Source organism: Pseudonocardia yunnanensis (assembly GCF_039534065.1).
GTDB classification, from domain to species: domain Bacteria; phylum Actinomycetota; class Actinomycetes; order Mycobacteriales; family Pseudonocardiaceae; genus Pseudonocardia; species Pseudonocardia yunnanensis.
Genome location: NZ_BAAAUS010000001.1, coordinates 265,708 through 282,298, shown reverse-complemented (window position 1 = coordinate 282,298; position 16,591 = coordinate 265,708). Strand labels below are relative to the sequence as shown.

Below are 16,591 nucleotides of genomic sequence, written 5' to 3'. Positions count from 1 at the left end.
GTGCAGGAGGAGCCCGGACATGAGCGACGCGATCCCCGGACCTGGAGTGCCGGAGCAGCGCGGCGTCCGTGATCACGCCCGTGGTGAGGTTCTGCACCGCCACGCCCGGCTGACCAAGGGCGGCCGGCCGATCTTCTGCACACCCAGCCGCGCCGAGATCGAAGGGCACATGCTGCCCCGCCAGAGTCGTGGCACCGACGGCAAGGTCATCTACCCCACCCGGGAGGCCGCGGAGGCCGCAGCCCGTGAGCTCGAGTCGCTCGGCTCACGGCTGCTTCGCTCGTACCGCTGCGGCCGGTCGCGAGGCGGGCACTACCACCTCACGACCGACACCGGGTTCCGCGCCGGCCAGACGCCCCTGCACCTGCGCATTCCTCAGCAGCGCCCGCCCCTGTCCGCCTGAGCCGCCTCCGCCCGGAGCCCTCCCCGATGGTGCTCCGGCCGGAGCGGGCTCAGCGGCTACCGGACTGATCCGGCCTGAGGACGCCCTGCCGTGGCCGCCGGGCTGTGACCCGGCGACCAGCGTTGATTCAGTTCGACCTGCGGGCGGTACGGCGAAGGGCGATGGCACCAGCGCCCGCACCCAGCGTGGTCAGGCCGCCGAGCACCAGCAGGCCGGGGAGCAGCTCGTCGGAGCCGGATCCGTCGCCCGTCTCCACGCCACCCACCGGGGGAGTGGGGACCTGCGGACCGCCGCCACCGCCACCGCCGCCGCCACCTCCACCGCCGTTGTTGTCGCCGTTGCCGTTGTCCCCATTGCCGTTGTCACCGTTGTCGCCGTTGCCGTTGTCGTCCCCGGTGAACGTGGCGTCGCCGGTGTTGTCGGCCCCGGTGTTGTCGGTGTTGTCGGTGTTGTCGGCGCCGGTGTTGTCGGTGTTGTCGGTGTTGTCGCCGCTGTTGTCGTCAGCGTTGTTGCTGTCGGCGTTGTCCCCACCGTTGTCGCCCGACTGCGCGGGGGCGTAGCTGACGTCCTGGGCGTGAGCCAGGCCGGCCATGGGGATCGAGGTGGCCGCGGCGAGGATGATTGCGGCGGCCGTCGTGCGCATGCGCATGAGTGCCTTCCCTGAGGGGTCGGGCGGGGAGCCGTCAGCACTGAACGTGACAGTCGCTGTACCCGCTGTCACGCCCAACGCCGGCTGTCAGAGGCGGATACGGGCCTTCGGGACAGGACACCCGGATCGGATGACCGGTTGCAGTCTGTGATCGCTCTCGCGTGCCCTGCATCGGCTCGATCCCGGTGGCAAGGTGTTTCCGACCCCCGCCACAGCACCGCAGGAGCCTCCATGTCGATCGATCCCCGCGCCGGAACCCCCGCCCAGGCAGGCGATCTCGTCGACGTCGACGCGTTACTGGCCGCCTACCACGACCGTCACCCCGACCCATCCGACCCGGCCGAGCGGGTGTCGTTCGGGACGTCGGGGCACCGCGGTTCCTCGCTGCGCACCACGTTCAACGATGATCACATCGCCGCCACCAGCCAGGCGATCTGCGAGTACCGGGCGGCCCACGGCACGACGGGCCCGCTGTTCATCGGCCGGGACACACACGCGCTCTCGGAGCCGGCGTGGATCACCGCCATCGAGGTGTTCCAGGCCAACGACGTGCACGTGCTCGCCGACGCGGACGACGCCTTCACGCCGACGCCCGCCGTCTCCCACGCGATCCTCACCCACAACCGGGCGCGGGTGAGCGGGGTGGCTGACGGGGTCGTCGTCACGCCGTCGCACAACCCGCCCGCCGACGGCGGCTTCAAGTACAACCCGCCGAGCGGCGGCCCAGCCGACACCGATGCCACGAGCTGGATCGCCGCGCGGGCCAACGAGCTCCTCGTCGGGAAGCTGTCCGGCGTGCGGCGCAGCCGGATCGATCGCCAGGCGCTCGGGCGCTACGACTTCCTCGGCGAGTACGTCTCCGACCTGCCCTCGGTGCTGAACCTCGACGCCATCCGCGACGCGGGCGTGCGGATCGGCGCCGACCCGCTCGGCGGCGCGAGCGTGGCGTACTGGGGCGCGATCGCGGAGCGGTACCGGCTGGACCTCACTGTCGTCAACGCGGCCGTGGACCCGCAGTTCGGCTTCATGACGCTCGACTGGGACGGCAAGATCCGGATGGACTGCTCCTCGCCGTACGCGATGGCCTCCCTCGTGGAGCGCCGCGGCGACTTCCGGATCGCCACCGGCAACGACGCCGACGCCGACCGCCACGGCATCGTCACCGCCGACGGGCTGATGAACCCCAATCACTTCCTCGCCGTCGCCATCGGCTACCTCTACGGCCACCGTCCCGGCTGGTCGCCCGACGCCGGCGTCGGCAAGACCGCCGTGAGCTCGTCCATGATCGACCGGGTGGCGGCCGACCTCGGCCGCAAGCTCGTGGAGACGCCCGTCGGGTTCAAGTGGTTCGTGTCCGGGCTGATCGACGGCACCATCGGCTTCGGGGGCGAGGAGAGCGCCGGCGCGTCGTTCCTGCGCACCGACGGATCCGTCTGGACCACCGACAAGGACGGGATCATCCTCGCGCTGCTCGCCTCGGAGATCGCTGCCGTCACCGGGGAGACACCGAGCGAGCGCTACCGCGCGCTGACGGAGAAGTTCGGCGAGCCCGCCTACGCCCGTGTCGACGTGGCGACCGATCCGGAGTCGAAGGCCAAGCTGGGCAAGCTGTCGGCGCAGGACGTGACGGCCACGGAGCTGGCGGGCGACCCGATCACCGAGCGGCTCACCTCCGCGCCCGGCAACGGCGCCCCTCTGGGCGGGCTCAAGGTCGTCACCGAGGGCGGATGGTTCGCGGCGCGGCCGTCGGGCACGGAGGACGTCTACAAGGTCTACGCCGAGAGCTTCCGCGGGCCCGAGCACCTCGCCCGGATCCAGGACGAGGCCCGGCAGGTGGTGGAGTCGGCGCTCAAGGCGTGATCGCGGGCCCGGGGCCGGGTCAGGGGGCCGGCGCCGGGGCGGGCGGTGTCGGCGCGTCGAGGTCCGTGGCCGAGCTGTCCGGGGCACCGAGGGCGAGCAGGATGGCGGCCATCGCGAACGTCGCGAGCTCCCCCCGCCGACCGGAGTGCTGCGGCGCTTCAGGGCGGGCGTCCGACGCGAGCTCCGGCGACTCCTGCCGCTGTTCCGGAACGACGATCCAGTGCTTGGGTGCTCCGGACCAGCTCGAGTAGGGGTCGCACATCGCCGCTGTTCTCCTCCGTGCGCACGGGCGGCGACAGCCGCCCGCTTCCTACTCGCACAGCGCGATACCGATGTGACGCGGGCCACCCGAACGGATGATCGGTCAGGGGCGACGTGCCCGCGCGTCGCACTCGACACGCGGTTGGGCCCCCGTGGCAGGCGCGCGCAGCGCGGCTGCCGGACGCCCGCGCCACCGCACCGCCTCGCGGCCGGGCACGCCGGCACGGGAGAGCGCGAACAGCGCGAGCTCCCGGTGTGCCGGCTCCTCCACCCGCTGGAGGTACCGCATGATCTCCTGCGCCGCCGCCCGTCCGCTGCGGGCGCGCACCCAGGCCGTCAGCTCGGCGTCGACGACCTCGGGGCGCAGGCCCGTGCAGCGCACGCAGACGTACTCGATGTCCTCGTCGGCCATCTCGCCGACGATGGGCGCGTGCACCCCCTGGTCGGTGAGCATCTCCTGCACTGCCCAGAGGCCGATCGGCGTGAGCGAGACCAGCGTGGGGTCCGGGTCGTCACGGCCGGCGAGCTGGATCAGCTCGTCCTGGTTCTCACCGTCGAGGCTCTCGGACAGGTGCACGGCGCCGAGCAGCTCCAGCGCGTCGAGCAGGGCCGTGACGTCGCGGCGCCAGAGCCGATGCTCGACGTCCCCGGCGAGGTCGTCGACGACGCATCCCATTCGCTCGTTGACGGTGTCGCGCACGACCCGGTGGAACAGCTCCACCGGGATCGGGTCCCCGCCTGCGGAGTACAGCTGGAACAGCAGGATCGGGAAGGCCTCCCCGAGGCTCATCCCGAACAGCGACGGCGCGCCGAACACGTTGCTGCCGCCGAAGTGCTCGCCGATGCCGCCCACGGCCTCGAACGCCCGCCGCCACAGCTCGATCGGCCGGCTGAGGATCGGAGCCGCGCTCTTGACCTGCAGCAGCCGTCCGCGCACCACACGCACGAGCCGCGCCTGCCGGGCCCAGTGCAGCAGGAGGCTGATCTCCGGGAGGTCGTCGCTGGTACGGGCGTGGTCGCGGCTGAAGTGGTCGAGGTCGAGGGCGTCGGCCACCGCGCGGGCGTCGGAGAGCAGGAGCCTGCCCTCCCGCGTGACCGCGCGCCCGGCCCGTACCCACCGCGTGAACGCGCGCAGCCGGGAGACCGCGACGCTGGAGTCGGCGGCCGCCAGCATCTGCGCGGCGCTGGGCAGGAGCACGGGCGCCAGCTCGGGGCGAGCGGGTTCGGTGGTCTCGTTCTCCTGGCGGCGCCGGATCTCGTCGAGCGCATCCCGGTTGATCTCCAGCTCCCCGGCGTGCACCTGCGAGAGGAACCGGGCGACGGCGGCGGGGTCGGCCGTCGCGACGCCGTGGCGCAGCATCTGCACCGCCCAGAACGTGCCGAGGTCGTGGTTGCGCTCGTCGTCGAGGGCGTCGTGCAGGGCCGGCGTCGAGTCGGATACCTGCGCGTGCAGCTCGGCGGGCGAGGCGGAGCGGGAGTCGAGCCAGTCGTGGTCGGCGAGGAAGCCGATCAGGGCGTGCAGCGCGGTGGGGACGGCCTCGCGATCGTCCTCGAGCAGCGCGACCGTGCGCGGGAACCACACTGCCAGCGCGTCGGCGACGTGCTCGCGCGTCCAGTGGCCGAGGCGGCCGTCGACGCTGTGCTTGTGGTCGAGCGCCGCGGCGACGAGTGACGGTTCCACCTCGATGCCGCGTCGGCGGGCCCAGGCGACGATGTGCAGGCGCAGGCGGTCGCGGACGGCCGAGTACTCCTCATGATCGGCGGAGCGGAAGACGAGACGCACTCCGCCCACCCTGTCAGTTGCCTCCGAACGGACTACATCCGGGGCGCCGCCAACGTTGTCCCGCGGGGTGCTACCCGCGCCGGTCTTGCCGCTCCGTCGTCATGCACCCTATCCTCGGAAAGCGCTTACAGGCGCGTCGACAACGCCGGACCATTCACCGCTGAAGCCCGGAGAGAGCAGGTAGAGCCCATGTCAGGACCCACCGTCCGCATCGTCATGAACGGCGTGACCGGGCGGATGGGATACCGCCAGCACCTCGTCCGCTCCGTGCTCGCGATCCGTGACGAGGGCGGGGTGTTGCGTCCTGACGGCACCCGTCTCCAGGTCGAGCCGGTGCTCGTGGGTCGCAGCCGTGACAAGCTGGCCGACATCGCCCGCCGCCACGACATCGACCTGTTCCACACCGACCTCGACGCCGCCCTCGCCGAGGAGGGGACGTCGATCTACTTCGACTCCCAGGTCACGAGCGAGCACAAGAAGGCGATCCTGCGGGCGATCGCCGCGGGCAAGCACGTCTTCACGGAGAAGCCGCTCGCCGAGTCCGTGGACGAGGGCATGGAGCTCGTCGAGGCGGCCCGCGCCGCCGGAATCGTCGACGGGGTGGTGCACGACAAGATCTACCTACCCGGCCTGATCAAACTGAAGCGGCTGATCGACGCCGGGTTCTTCGGCCGGATCCTGTCGGTGCGCGGGGAGTTCGGCTACTGGGTGTTCGAGGGCGACATGCTGCCCGCACAGCGGCCGAGCTGGAACTACCGCGCCGAGGACGGCGGCGGCATCACGCTCGACATGTACTGCCACTGGAGCTACGTGCTCGAGCATCTGTTCGGCGGCGTCGAGGCCGTGATGACCAGGTCCGTCACGCACATCCCGCACCGCTTCGACGAACAGGGCAACCGCTACGAGGCCACCGCCGACGACGCCGCCTACGGGATCTTCGAGCTGGCCGGCGGCGTCATCGCCCAGATCAACTCGTCGTGGGCGGTCCGGGTGGACCGCAAGGAGCTCGTCGAGTTCCAGGTGGACGGGACGCACGGGTCAGCGGTGGCAGGCCTCTTCGGGTGCCGCATCCAGCCCCGGGTACGCACGCCCAAGCCGGTGTGGAACCCGGACGTGCCGACCGACCAGGACTTCCGCGCCCAGTGGGAGGAGGTGCCCGACAACCAGGAGTTCACCAACGGCTTCCGCGCCCAGTGGGAGCGCTTCCTCCTCGACGCCGAGGCGGGACGCCCCCATCCCTACGACTTCATGAGCGGAGTGCGCGGTCTGCGGCTGGTGGCCGCGGCGCTGAAGTCCTCGGCCGAGGGCGTGCGCGTGGAGCTGCCGGGGGCGTCGGCATGACGCAGGTCGCCCCGCGCACCGGCCGGCGGATCGACCTACCGGTCGCCGGAGGCGGCTGGCGCACCGTCGAGCTCGCCGAACCCCGGCAGTGGGCCCAGCACCCCGGGCCCTACCGCAGCCGGGTGGCCTTCGCCGCCGCTCACGTCGCCGCCGACCCGTGGGGCGAGAACGTCCCCGGCGCTCCCGCCGCGGTCGACTGGGACGCCACGCTGGCGTTCCGACGGCACCTCTTCTCCTACGGCCTCGGTGTCGCCGAGGCGATGGACACCGCGCAACGGAACATGGGCCTCGACTGGGTGGCCGTCCAGGAGTTGGTGCGCCGCAGCGCCGAGCAGGCGAGGGCCGACGGCGCCCGGATCGCGGCCGGAGCCGGCACCGACCACCGCACCGACCTCACCTCGGTCGACGACGTCATCGCCGCCTACAGCGAGCAGGTCGAGTTCGTCGAGGGAACCGGCTCCCAGGTGATCCTCATGGCCTCGCGCCAGCTGGCCGCGCTCGCGTCCGGACCGGACGACTACCTGCGCGTCTACGACGAGCTGCTGCGCCAGGTCAGGGAACCGGTGATCCTGCACTGGCTCGGCGAGGCCTTCGACCCGCAGCTGCGCGGCTACTGGGGCTCCACCGACATCCCGGCGGCCACAGCCACGTTCCTGCAGCTCGTCGGATCGCACGCGGCGAAGGTCGACGGCGTGAAGGTGTCGCTGCTCTCGGCAGAGCACGAGATCGGGCTACGCGCCGCGCTCCCGGCGGGCGTGCGCCTCTACACCGGCGACGACTTCAACTACCCGGAGCTGATCCGCGGCGACGGCACCCACCATTCGGACGCGCTGCTGGGCGCGTTCTCCGCCATCGCCCCGGCGGCGTCGGCCGCACTGGCCGCACTCGACGACGGCGACGTCCACCGCTACGACGCAGAGCTGGCCCCCACGCTCGAGCTGTCGCGGCACGTGTTCGCAGCGCCGACCTTCTACTACAAGACCGGCATCGCCTTCCTGGCCTGGCTCTGCGGCCACCAGCCCGGGTTCACGATGGTGGGCGGCCTGCAGTCGGCGCGGTCGATCGTGCACCTCGCGGAGGCGTTTGCGCTGGCCAACGCCGCGCGGCTGGTCCCGGACCCGGAACGCGCCGCCGAGAAGTTCCGCGGGCTGCTCGCCGTGGCCGGGGCGACGCGGTGACGGCCGTTCTCGACGTCCCCAGCGGCGCGCCCGCCCGTATCGGCACGCCCGAACCGGGCGACCCACGCCTCTCGCGGCTGTCGCTCAACCAGCGCACCACCGCACACTGGAGCCTGCGCGAGGCGATCGACGGCGCAGTGGCAGCAGGCCTGCCGGCGATCGGGCTCTGGCGGGAGCCGGTGGCCGAGGTCGGTGTCAACACCGCCCGCCACTGGGTGGACGACGCGGGCCTGCGTGTCTCGTCGCTGTGCCGCGGCGGGTTCTTCACGGCGTCCGACCCGGCGGCCCGCGCCACCGCCCACGAGGACAACCTGCGCGCCATCGACGAGGCCGCGGCGCTCGGCACCCGGGTGCTGGTGCTCGTCCCCGGTGGCCTGCCGGCGGGCGACAAGGACCTCAGCGGGGCCAGGGCGCGGGCGGCCGAGGCGATCGCGGCGCTGGTGCCGCACGCCGTGGAGCGGGGAGTCACGCTCGGCATCGAGCCGATGAACCCGATCTACGCCGCCGACCGTGGGGTCGTCTCCACCTTGGCGCAGGCCCTGGAGATCGCCGAGGCGTTCGCTCCGCACGAGGTCGGCGTGGTCGCCGACACCTTCCACCTCTGGTGGGAGCCGGGTGTGCACGCCCGGATCGCTGCGGCGGGCGAACGGATCCTGAGCTACCAGATCTGCGACTGGATCACCCCGCTCCCGGCCGACACGCTGCTCGCACGCGGGATGATGGGTGACGGCCACGTCGACTTCCCCGCCTTCACGAAGGCGGTCGCGGCATCGGGCTACACAGGCGACGTCGAGGTGGAGATCTTCCACGCCGACGTCTGGGCCGCGCCGGGGGATCAGGTGCTCGCCACTCTCGCGCGCCGCTACGTCGAACTCGTGGAGCCCTACCTCTGAGCCGTCGGAGACTCAGTCGCCGTGGCGCCGCAGCGGTTTCCGCGCCACGTAGACCACGGCGGGTGGCAGGTTCCTCCACACGGCCGGAGTGATCGTCACCTCGCCGAAGTGCGCGCGCAGGTCGGCCAGCTGCTGCCGGGCAGGAGGTGCCCAGCGCGTCCAGGTGTAGGCGAACTGGGTGAAGACGCCGCCCGGCGCGAGCGCGTCGGTGATCACGGCGTGCAGGCCGCGCCCGTCCGGGCCGGGGGAGTAGGCCACCCACGGCAGCCCGCTCACCACCCCGTCGACGGCCGTGATCCCCCGGTCGGCGAGCAGCGCGGGCAGCTCACGGGCGTCGCCGAGCACCACGTCGACCTCGGGGTGGCGCTCCCTGAGCAGCTGCGCCCAACCCGGGTTGAGCTCCACGGCGATGTGCCGGACCCGCCCGCCGGTGCGTTCCTGGATGGCGCGGGTGAACGCGCCGGTGCCGGGGCCGAGCTCCACCACCACGGGGTCGCCGGTGGTGGCCAGCGGCGCCGTCATCGCGGCGGCGAGCGCCGCAGAACTGGGGGCGACAGCCGCGGTGTTGAGGGGATGACGGACGAACTCGCGCAGGAAAAGGCCGGTGTCTGCCCACGGCGACCGCGACATGATCAGCACCGTAGCGGGGTACCGCCACGGAGCCGCGCGCCGGTACCGTCGAGGTGATGGCTGTCACCTGAGGGGGTACTCGTGCATCCGCACCGACTGCAGCAGCTCGTCGCTTCCGTTCCGGACAACATCACTTCGGAGCAGCGCGCCCGTCTGCTCGCCCACGTGCAGACCTCGGACGGCTGCCGCGCCCGCGCGGCCCGGGTGCGCCACGAGCTGAGCCAGGCCCTCGACGGCGGCGACTGCGGCGTGGACCGCGCGCTCGACCTGGCCTGCGAGCTCGACACCCTCGACCGTGTCCAGGAGCGGGTGGACGGATGGCTCGGCGTGCTCGTCGACGAGCTGACCCACGCGCCGCGGGTCGTGCACTACGACGACGGCGTGCCGGCCTGACGGTTATTCCCTGAGCTGATCCTCCGAGGGCGAAACCGGACAGGACGACGCCGTCAGCGGTCCTACGGTCGCCCCATGGACCTCCTCGAGCTGGCACCCCGACTACACGTGCTGCGCTTCTCGGTGGGCCAGGCCTACCTGTGGCAGGACGGCGACGACCTGACGTTGATCGACACGGGGCCTGTCGGTTCCGCACCGGCCATCGCTGCCGCGGTCGAGGGGCTCGGCACGCTGCGGCGAGTGGTACTCACCCACTTCCACGACGACCACACCGGCTCCGCTGCAGAGATCGGATCATGGCCCGGCGTCACCGTGCTCGCCCACGGTGCCGACGCACCGATCATCCGCGGGGAGCGACCAGGGCCACCCCCCGACTTCAGCGAGGCCGAGCGCGAGCTGCACGCGCGTGTCGCGCACGGCCTGCTGCCCGCCCCGCCCGCCCGCGTCGACGTCGAACTGCACGGCGGGGAGGACCTCGACATCGGTGAGGGCGCCCGGGTACTGCACGTACCCGGCCACACCGACGGCAGCATCGCCCTGCACCTCGCCGACCGGATGCTGTTCACCGGCGATGTGATCGCGGAGCACGGCGGAGAGGTGATGCTCGGCCCGTTCAACCTCGACCGCGACCGAGCCGCCGCGTCGATGCGTCTGCTTGCCGCCCTGGACGTCGATATCGCGTGCTTCGGGCACGGCGACGCGCTGGTCGGCGGGGCAGGTGAGCGGCTGCGTCACCTGCATGGGTGAGGATGGGGGCAGGTGACCCCTACGGAGAGGTAGCGACGTGCGTTCGGTGCAGGTGGTGCGGTTGGACGGCCCGGCGGCTGTCGAGGTGCGGGACGTCCCGGAGCCTCGGCGACGAGCCGACGAGGTGCTGATCGAGGTACGTGCCGCCGGCGTGAACTTTCCCGACGTGCTGCGGAGCAAGGGCCTCTACCAGTACAAGTCCGACCTCCCGTTCGTCCTGGGGTCAGAGGTGGCCGGCGTCGTGCGGGAGGCGCCCGACGGCTCGCCGCTGACGCCGGGGGAGCGGGTCGTCGCGTTCTCCGACACCGGCGCGTTCGCCGAGGTGGTGGCGGTGAGCGCCGATCACGTCCTGCCCCTGCCCGACGAGGTGTCCTTCGCCGCAGGCGCGTGCTTGCCGATGAACTACCTGACCGCGCACTTCGCGCTGCTCGTGCGCGGCCATCTGCAGGCGGGCCAGACGGTGCTCGTGCACGGGGCGGCCGGTGGGGTCGGCACGGCGTGCATCCAGCTCGCGGTGGCACTGGGCGCCCGGGTGGTGGCGGTGGTCTCCACCAAGGAGAAGGCCGAGGTGGCCCGCGCCGCCGGCGCCCACGACACGGTGCTCGTCGACGGGTTCCGCGACGCCGTGAAGAGCCTCACCGCAGGTGCGGGTGTCGATCTCGTGGTCGACCCGGTCGGTGGCGACCGTTTCACCGACTCGCTGCGCAGCCTCGCGCCGGAGGGCAGGCTGCTCGTCATCGGTTTCACCGCGGGCGAGATCCCGACCGTGCGTGTGAACCGGCTGCTGCTCAACAACATCGACGTGGTCGGCGTCGGCTGGGGTGCCTACGCGCTCGCCCGGCCCGGTTACGTCGCCGAGCAGTGGGCCCAGTTGGAGCCGCACCTGCGATCGGGCGCCCTCGATCCCGTGATCTCCGAGACCTTCCCGTTGGTGCAGGCGGCGGACGCCCTGGCCCGGCTCGACGAGCGAGAGGTCACCGGCAAGGTCGTGCTGGAGACGTCCTGACTGTGCGGCCGCGGGAACGCATCGGGCCCGCGGCCGCTCCACTGGTCAGGTGCGCTCGGGTGGGGCGGCGCCGCCGGCCGCCCCGTTGGTCCCGCCCGCGTCCTCGCTCGACCCGTGCATCCCCGGGTGCGGCTTCACCGAGACCACGAACCCGTCGCGGTAGTTCTTCGTGCCGTAGTCGACCGCCTGCTCGACCACGGCCACCGAGCGCCGGTCGCGCAGCATGAGCGGGTCGTGGCGCAGGTCCTTCGCCAGCGCCACGCACAGCACCACCATCACCACCGCGAACGGCGCGGCCATGATGATCGTGATGTTCTGGATGCCGGTGAGCGCCTCGCCCTCGTCGCCCACGAGCAACATGATGATCGCGATCGCACCCATCACGACGCCCCAGAACACCACCACCCAACGGGCCGGGGTGATCGAGCCGCGCTGCGAGAGAGTGCCCATCACCACCGCTGCGGCGTCGGCACCGGACACGAAGAAGATCGCGATCAGCACCATCGCGATGATGCTGAGCACGCTCCCGAGCGGCAGCGTGTCGAGCAGCCCGAACAGCTGGGCCTCGGTGGGCTGGGAGGCGAGGTCGGTGCCGCTGCGCTGCAGGTTGATCGCCGCCCCGCCGAAGATCGCGAACCAGAGCAGGCTCACGAGGCTCGGGATGAGGATGACGCCCGTGATGAACTGCTTGATCGTGCGACCGCGGCTGATCCGGGCGATGAACATGCCGACGAAGGGCGTCCAGGAGATCCACCAGGCCCAGTAGAAGACCGTCCAGCTCGCCAGCCACTCAGCAGTGGCGTCGCCCCCCGTGGCGGCGGTGCGGGCGGCCATCTGCGAGAGGTTGCCGAGGTAGTCGCCGATGGCCGTCGGGATCAGGTTGAGGATCAGGATGGTCGGCCCGGCCACGAACACGACGATCGCCAGCACTGCGGCGAGCACCATGTTGATGTTCGAGAGCCACTGGATGCCCTTGGCGACCCCGGTGACGGCCGAGCAGATGAACGCGATGGTCAGTACCGCGATGATCGCGACCAGCAGGAGGTCGCCCAGCGGCGGAAGCCCGTAGGCCTGCAGCCCGCCGCCGAGTTGCAGCGTGCCGAGCCCGAGGGACGCCGCGGAGCCGAAGAGCGTGGCGAAGATCGCGAGGATGTCGATCGCCCTGCCGAACGTGCCCTCGCTGCGCCGCTCGCCCAGGAGAGGCGCGAAGGCCGAGCTGATCAGCTGACGACGACCCTTGCGGAACGTGCTGTACGCGATCGCGAGCCCGACCACCGCGTAGATCGCCCACGGGTGCAGCGTCCAGTGGAAGAGCGTGGTGGCCATCGCCACGTCCAGTGCCGCGGCCGAATCCGCGGGCACGGTGCCCGGCGGCGGGCTCGTGAAGTGGGCGAGCGGCTCGCTGACCCCGTAGAACATCAGGCCGATGCCCATCCCGGCGCTGAACATCATCGCGACCCACGAGACCGTGCGGAACTCGGGCTTCTCACCGTCGCGGCCCAGCGGGATCTTCCCGTACCGGCTGACCGCCAGCCACAGCGCGAACACCACGAAGCCGCTCGCGGCCAGCACGAACGCCCATCCGCCCGCGTTCATGACGCCGGCGAGCACCGCGGCGGCGACCGCGCTCAGCGTGTGGGTGGACAGCGTGCCCCAGACGATGAATGCGACGACGAGCGCCGCGGCCACACCGAAGACCCACCAGTCCATCGGCTGGCGCTGCTCGGCCGAGCCTCCGGGGGAGGCCGTGGCCGCCGGGGTGGGATCACTGCCCCCGGGTGTCTCGCTGCTCCTGGGTGTCTCCGAAACGGTCATGGTCTGCGGCCCCGATGCGGCGGAGCCTCCCCCTCACGTGCGGATGAAGCGGATGTACGGGCGACGTTCGCGGATGGGTCACACTGCGTCGGCCGAGGTGGCGCCGTCAACTTGAGCGCCGGCCACCGCAACCTTCTCGTTGTGTAAAAGGCGGCAACGCGAAACCTGTGGGTCAGGCGAAGCGGCCCCAGCCGTGCCAGGTCTCGATCTCGAGCACACCGGTGACGCGGGGCCGGTCCCGCTGCGGGTACGGCTTGCCGATGTAGTGCTGGGCGATCTCGTCGATGTCGTGCAGATCGGGATCGTCGTGCAGGGTCAGCCTGCCCTGCATGCTGACGTGACTGCCCCAGTCGTCACCGTCGAGCACCGTGATCGACACGCGGGGGTCGCGGCGGATGTGGTCGAGGCGGCGGCGCTGCGCGTCCATGTTCACCACGACCTGTCCGTCGCGGTAGATGTACCAGGTGGCCACGGTGACCGGTGCCCCGTCGCTACGCAGGGTGCCGATCACCGCAGGGTTGGCACGGCGCAGCATCTCGACGATCTCGGGTGGCAGCTCGCGTTTGGGTGTGCTCATGGCGTGATCGTCACCCATCACCGCCGTGTGCGCAGTGCCGGGTCGAGCGGGTTGAGGCTCGCCGCGGGGCTACCTCACTGTGGCTCCGATCGCCCGGATCGCTGGTGCTCGGCGACTCGCTGCAGCAGCGGGGAGAGGCGGTGTTCCACGAGCGTGCGCATCACGAGCGAGGTGTTGGTGCGCTCGACCCCTTCCGTGGCGAGCAGCTGACCGGCGATGCGGTACAGGTCGTCGGCGTCGCGCGCGACGACCTGGACCAGCAGGTCGGCCGGGCCCGACAGCCCGAGCACCTCCACCACCTCCGGCACCTCGGAGAGCGCTGCGGCCACCTCGTCGAGCCTGCGCTGCACGACCTGCACCGTGACGAAGGCGGTGAGCGGGTAGCCGAGTGCGGCTGGGTCGATCCGGCGTTCGAACGACCTGACCGCGCCCCGAGCCTCGAGCCCCGACAGCCGGGCCTGCACCGTGTTGCGGGACAGCCCGAGCCGCTCCGCCAGCGCGAGCACCGACGCCCGTGGGCTCTCGGCGAGCGCGAGCAGCAAGCGAGCGTCGGTGGCGTCGACACCCTCCGCGTTGCGCATTCTGCCCGCTCCTTTCCCACGCTGATCGTTCGTGCTTGAGCATTCTGCTCAGCTAATCCGCCCTCAGTTGTGCAGTCATCGTGGTGATGGTGCAGTTGAGCGGCAACTTTGGTCAGGAGGATGTGATGACGAGCATCGAGGACCGGACGGGCGTCGCCGGGGGTGCGTCCGGAGCCGATCCGTCGGAGGTGCTGCGGGAGATCGAGCAGCGCGTGCTCTGGCTCGCCACCGCGATCGTGCACCACGCCAACCGCGTGCGCCCGAATCCGAGTGGGCTGAAGGTGGGCGGACACCAGGCGTCGAGCGCGTCGATGGTGACGATCATGACGGCGCTCTGGTTCGAACACCTGCGCAGCGGCGACAGGGTGTCGGTGAAGCCGCACGCCTCGCCGGTGCTGCACGCGATCAACTATCTGCTCGGGGAGCTCGACGAGCGCTACCTGACCACCCTGCGCGAGTTCGGCGGGCTGCAGAGCTACCCGAGCCGATCCAAGGACCCCGACCCCGTGGACTACTCCACCGGTTCGGTCGGCATCGGCGCGACCGCCCCGATCTGGGGAGCACTCGCCCGCCGGTACGTCACCTCCCTCGGGGCCGACCCGGGGACGGGCCGCCAGTACTCCCTGGTGGGGGACGCCGAACTCGACGAGGGCGCCTGCTGGGAGGCGATCCTCGACCCGATGGTGGCCGAGCTGGGTGAGGTGGTGTGGATCGTCGACCTCAACCGGCAGTCGCTCGACCGCGTGGTGCCCAACATCGGCGCCCCCCGGCTGCAGGGCATGTTCGACGCCGCCGGCTGGCAGGTGCTCACCGTGAAGTACGGCCGGCTGCTCGAGAAGCTCTTCACCCGGCCCGGCGGCCCCGCCCTGCGGCGCCGGATCGACGAGATGCCGAACCCGGAGTACCAGCGCCTGCTGCGCTGTACCCCCGCCCAGCTGCGCGAGCGACTGCCCGGTAACGATGCGGAGCTGGCCGCGCTCGTGGCCGAGCTCGACGACGCGACGCTGCACGCCGCGATCCGCAACCTCGGCGGCCACGATCTCGCAGCGCTCGGGGACGCCTTCGCAGAGATCGACGACTCCCGCCCCACGGTGATCTTCGCCTACACCGTGAAGGGTTACGGGCTCGCGAGCGAGGGGCATCCCCAGAACCATTCCTCGCTGCTCACGACCGAGCAGATGGATCAGCTCGGTGCGGCAGTGGGAGCCTCCGTGGACGACCCGTGGGCGCGGTTCCCGGCCGGGAGCCCCGCTGCCCGGCTCTGCTCCTCGGTGGGCGCCCGGCTGCGTCGGGAGCCGGTGGTGCGCGACGCCGTGACCCGGATTCCGGCCGACATCGGCCGTACGCCGTCCGGCACCGCCACGACGCAGGCGGCGCTGGGCCGCGCACTGCTCGACCTCACCCGCTCCGCTCCGGACGCTGCCCGGCGGGTGGTGACCCTCTGCCCGGACGTCAGCTCGTCGACGAACCTCGGCGGGTGGGTGAACAAGGTGGGGGTGTGGTCGGCGCGCGAGCGGGTGGACTGGTTCGCCGACGATCCCGAGACGATCCTGCACTGGCGCGAGCGGCCGACCGGTCAGCACCTCGAGCTCGGCATCGCCGAGACGAACCTCGTGGGGTTGCTCGGGGAGCTGGGCGCCACCTGGAGCCGCTGGGGCGAGCCACTGCTGCCGATCGGCGTGCTCTACGACCCGTTCGTGGAGCGTGCACTCGAACCGTGGTCGTTCGGGATCTATGCGGGCGGCCAGTCGATCCTCGTCGGCACGCCGTCGGGGGTGTCGCTCGCGCCGGAGGGCGGGGCGCACCAGTCGATCAGCACGCCGTCGGTGGGGCTGGAGCAGCCCGGCTGCATCAGCTACGACCCCGCCTTCGCCATCGACGTGGAGTGGGCGCTGCTGGCGTCGCTGGCCCGGCTCGGCCGCCCCGACGGGACCTCGGCCTATCTGCGCCTCTCCACCCGGCCGGTGGACCAGACGCTCGCCGCGGTGCCCACCGACCCCGCCGCGAGGGAGCGCCGCCGGCGCCAGGTGGTGGCCGGTGCGTACCCGCTGCGCCGGGCGACGCAGGACGGCCGTGCCGTGGCTCCCGCGTTGACCATCGCCGCGATGGGCGCCGTGGTGCCGGAGGCACTGGCCGCGGCCGAGCGGTTGGAGGGGCTGGGCACACCCACCGACGTGGTCTGCGTGACGAGCGCGGGGCTGATGTTCGACGCGCAGCAGGCACGCAGCGGGCGCGGCGACGCGGAGACCTGGATTCTCGACGCCGCGTTCCCGGCCCGCCGCGCGACGCCGCTGGTGACCGTGCTGGACGGACACCCCCACACGCTGGCGTTCCTGGCCGGGATCAACCAGGTGCGGGCCGCCCACCTGGGAGTGTCGCGGTTCGGGCAGTCCGGCGATCTCGACGACGTCTACCGCCACCACGGCCTGGACGCGGGCACCATCGTGAGTGCGGGGCTCGACCTGACCGCCTGA

Annotated in this window: 16 protein-coding genes; 9 read left to right on the top strand and 7 right to left on the bottom strand. The window is 71.8% G+C overall.

Translation table 11 applies throughout. From position 1 onward, the window contains the following. Positions 1 to 19 precede the first annotated feature (19 nt). A complete protein-coding gene (locus ABD743_RS01305; protein ID WP_344717883.1) occupies positions 20 to 403 on the top strand; it encodes a hypothetical protein in 384 nt (127 codons plus the stop codon). Between the two features lie 127 nt (positions 404 to 530). On the opposite strand, the gene ABD743_RS01300 is transcribed toward ABD743_RS01305, so the two are convergent. After that, positions 531 to 1,052: a hypothetical protein gene (locus ABD743_RS01300; RefSeq protein WP_344717881.1), complete on the bottom strand. Its 522-nt coding sequence runs from the start codon at positions 1,050 to 1,052 to the stop codon at positions 531 to 533. 231 nt (positions 1,053 to 1,283) lie between these two features. Between ABD743_RS01300 and pgm the strand changes: the two genes are divergently transcribed. Further along, positions 1,284 to 2,912 carry a phosphoglucomutase (alpha-D-glucose-1,6-bisphosphate-dependent) gene (gene pgm / locus ABD743_RS01295; RefSeq protein WP_344717879.1) on the top strand — a complete coding sequence of 543 codons (1,629 nt, stop codon included), beginning with the start codon at positions 1,284 to 1,286 and terminating at the stop codon, positions 2,910 to 2,912. Between the two features lie 19 nt (positions 2,913 to 2,931). On the opposite strand, the gene ABD743_RS01290 is transcribed toward pgm, so the two are convergent. Together ABD743_RS01290 and ABD743_RS01285 are read right to left on the bottom strand one after the other, a co-directional pair. Beyond that, entirely contained in the window at positions 2,932 to 3,174 is a 243-nt protein-coding gene (locus tag ABD743_RS01290) for a hypothetical protein (RefSeq protein ID WP_344717877.1), read from the bottom strand. Between the two features lie 102 nt (positions 3,175 to 3,276). Next, positions 3,277 to 4,956: a hypothetical protein gene (locus ABD743_RS01285; protein ID WP_344717875.1), complete on the bottom strand. Its 1,680-nt coding sequence runs from the start codon at positions 4,954 to 4,956 to the stop codon at positions 3,277 to 3,279. 189 nt (positions 4,957 to 5,145) lie between these two features. On the opposite strand from ABD743_RS01285, the gene ABD743_RS01280 reads away from it, so the two are divergent. Genes ABD743_RS01280 through ABD743_RS01270 form a run of 3 tightly spaced genes read left to right on the top strand, consistent with a single transcriptional unit; the run spans position 5,146 to position 8,368 of the window. Continuing rightward, a complete protein-coding gene (locus ABD743_RS01280; RefSeq protein ID WP_344717873.1) occupies positions 5,146 to 6,297 on the top strand; it encodes a Gfo/Idh/MocA family protein in 1,152 nt (383 codons plus the stop codon). Then, positions 6,294 to 7,475 carry a dihydrodipicolinate synthase family protein gene (locus tag ABD743_RS01275; protein WP_344717872.1) on the top strand — a complete coding sequence of 394 codons (1,182 nt, stop codon included), beginning with the start codon at positions 6,294 to 6,296 and terminating at the stop codon, positions 7,473 to 7,475. The genes ABD743_RS01280 and ABD743_RS01275 overlap by 4 nt, the downstream gene beginning before the upstream one ends. Continuing rightward, positions 7,472 to 8,368, top strand: a complete 897-nt coding sequence (locus tag ABD743_RS01270; RefSeq protein WP_344717871.1) for a sugar phosphate isomerase/epimerase family protein — start codon at positions 7,472 to 7,474, stop codon at positions 8,366 to 8,368. Before ABD743_RS01275 ends, ABD743_RS01270 begins: the two co-directional genes overlap by 4 nt. 12 nt (positions 8,369 to 8,380) lie before the next feature. Here the strand turns inward: ABD743_RS01270 and ABD743_RS01265 are convergent, their stop codons facing one another. Then, positions 8,381 to 8,998, bottom strand: coding sequence for a class I SAM-dependent methyltransferase (locus ABD743_RS01265; protein ID WP_344717869.1), 618 nt, complete (start codon positions 8,996 to 8,998; stop codon positions 8,381 to 8,383). 81 nt (positions 8,999 to 9,079) lie between these two features. Between ABD743_RS01265 and ABD743_RS01260 the strand changes: the two genes are divergently transcribed. The 3 genes from ABD743_RS01260 (at position 9,080) to ABD743_RS01250 (ending at position 11,144) form a co-directional block, all read left to right on the top strand. Then, positions 9,080 to 9,391: a hypothetical protein gene (locus tag ABD743_RS01260; RefSeq protein WP_344717867.1), complete on the top strand. Its 312-nt coding sequence runs from the start codon at positions 9,080 to 9,082 to the stop codon at positions 9,389 to 9,391. A 75-nt stretch (positions 9,392 to 9,466) separates the two neighbouring features. Continuing rightward, positions 9,467 to 10,138 (top strand): MBL fold metallo-hydrolase, encoded by a 672-nt coding sequence (locus tag ABD743_RS01255; RefSeq protein WP_344717865.1) that lies wholly within the window; start codon positions 9,467 to 9,469, stop codon positions 10,136 to 10,138. Positions 10,139 to 10,175: 37 nt separating this feature from the next. Further along, positions 10,176 to 11,144, top strand: a complete 969-nt coding sequence (locus tag ABD743_RS01250; RefSeq protein WP_344717863.1) for an NADPH:quinone oxidoreductase family protein — start codon at positions 10,176 to 10,178, stop codon at positions 11,142 to 11,144. A gap of 45 nt (positions 11,145 to 11,189) precedes the next feature. On the opposite strand, the gene ABD743_RS01245 is transcribed toward ABD743_RS01250, so the two are convergent. The 3 genes from ABD743_RS01245 to ABD743_RS01235 form a co-directional block, all read right to left on the bottom strand. Next, positions 11,190 to 12,959 (bottom strand): BCCT family transporter, encoded by a 1,770-nt coding sequence (locus ABD743_RS01245; RefSeq protein ID WP_379659127.1) that lies wholly within the window; start codon positions 12,957 to 12,959, stop codon positions 11,190 to 11,192. Positions 12,960 to 13,131: 172 nt separating this feature from the next. Beyond that, positions 13,132 to 13,536, bottom strand: a complete 405-nt coding sequence (locus ABD743_RS01240) for a PPOX class F420-dependent oxidoreductase (protein WP_344717861.1) — start codon at positions 13,534 to 13,536, stop codon at positions 13,132 to 13,134. Between the two features lie 74 nt (positions 13,537 to 13,610). After that, positions 13,611 to 14,117 (bottom strand): Lrp/AsnC family transcriptional regulator, encoded by a 507-nt coding sequence (locus ABD743_RS01235; protein ID WP_344717859.1) that lies wholly within the window; start codon positions 14,115 to 14,117, stop codon positions 13,611 to 13,613. 125 nt (positions 14,118 to 14,242) lie between these two features. On the opposite strand from ABD743_RS01235, the gene ABD743_RS01230 reads away from it, so the two are divergent. Then, a complete protein-coding gene (locus tag ABD743_RS01230; RefSeq protein ID WP_344717858.1) occupies positions 14,243 to 16,591 on the top strand; it encodes a transketolase-like TK C-terminal-containing protein in 2,349 nt (782 codons plus the stop codon).

Coding starts and splice junctions, on each gene's coding strand:
- ABD743_RS01305 (WP_344717883.1), top strand. CDS start 20: ATGAGCGACGCGATCCCCGGACCTGGAGTGCCGGAGCAGCGCGGCGTC.
- ABD743_RS01300 (WP_344717881.1), bottom strand. CDS start 1,052: ATGCGCATGCGCACGACGGCCGCCGCAATCATCCTCGCCGCGGCCACC.
- pgm (WP_344717879.1), top strand. CDS start 1,284: ATGTCGATCGATCCCCGCGCCGGAACCCCCGCCCAGGCAGGCGATCTC.
- ABD743_RS01290 (WP_344717877.1), bottom strand. CDS start 3,174: ATGTGCGACCCCTACTCGAGCTGGTCCGGAGCACCCAAGCACTGGATC.
- ABD743_RS01280 (WP_344717873.1), top strand. CDS start 5,146: ATGTCAGGACCCACCGTCCGCATCGTCATGAACGGCGTGACCGGGCGG.
- ABD743_RS01275 (WP_344717872.1), top strand. CDS start 6,294: ATGACGCAGGTCGCCCCGCGCACCGGCCGGCGGATCGACCTACCGGTC.
- ABD743_RS01265 (WP_344717869.1), bottom strand. CDS start 8,998: ATGTCGCGGTCGCCGTGGGCAGACACCGGCCTTTTCCTGCGCGAGTTC.
- ABD743_RS01255 (WP_344717865.1), top strand. CDS start 9,467: ATGGACCTCCTCGAGCTGGCACCCCGACTACACGTGCTGCGCTTCTCG.
- ABD743_RS01245 (WP_379659127.1), bottom strand. CDS start 12,959: ATGACCGTTTCGGAGACACCCAGGAGCAGCGAGACACCCGGGGGCAGT.
- ABD743_RS01240 (WP_344717861.1), bottom strand. CDS start 13,536: ATGAGCACACCCAAACGCGAGCTGCCACCCGAGATCGTCGAGATGCTG.
- ABD743_RS01235 (WP_344717859.1), bottom strand. CDS start 14,117: ATGCGCAACGCGGAGGGTGTCGACGCCACCGACGCTCGCTTGCTGCTC.
- ABD743_RS01230 (WP_344717858.1), top strand. CDS start 14,243: ATGACGAGCATCGAGGACCGGACGGGCGTCGCCGGGGGTGCGTCCGGA.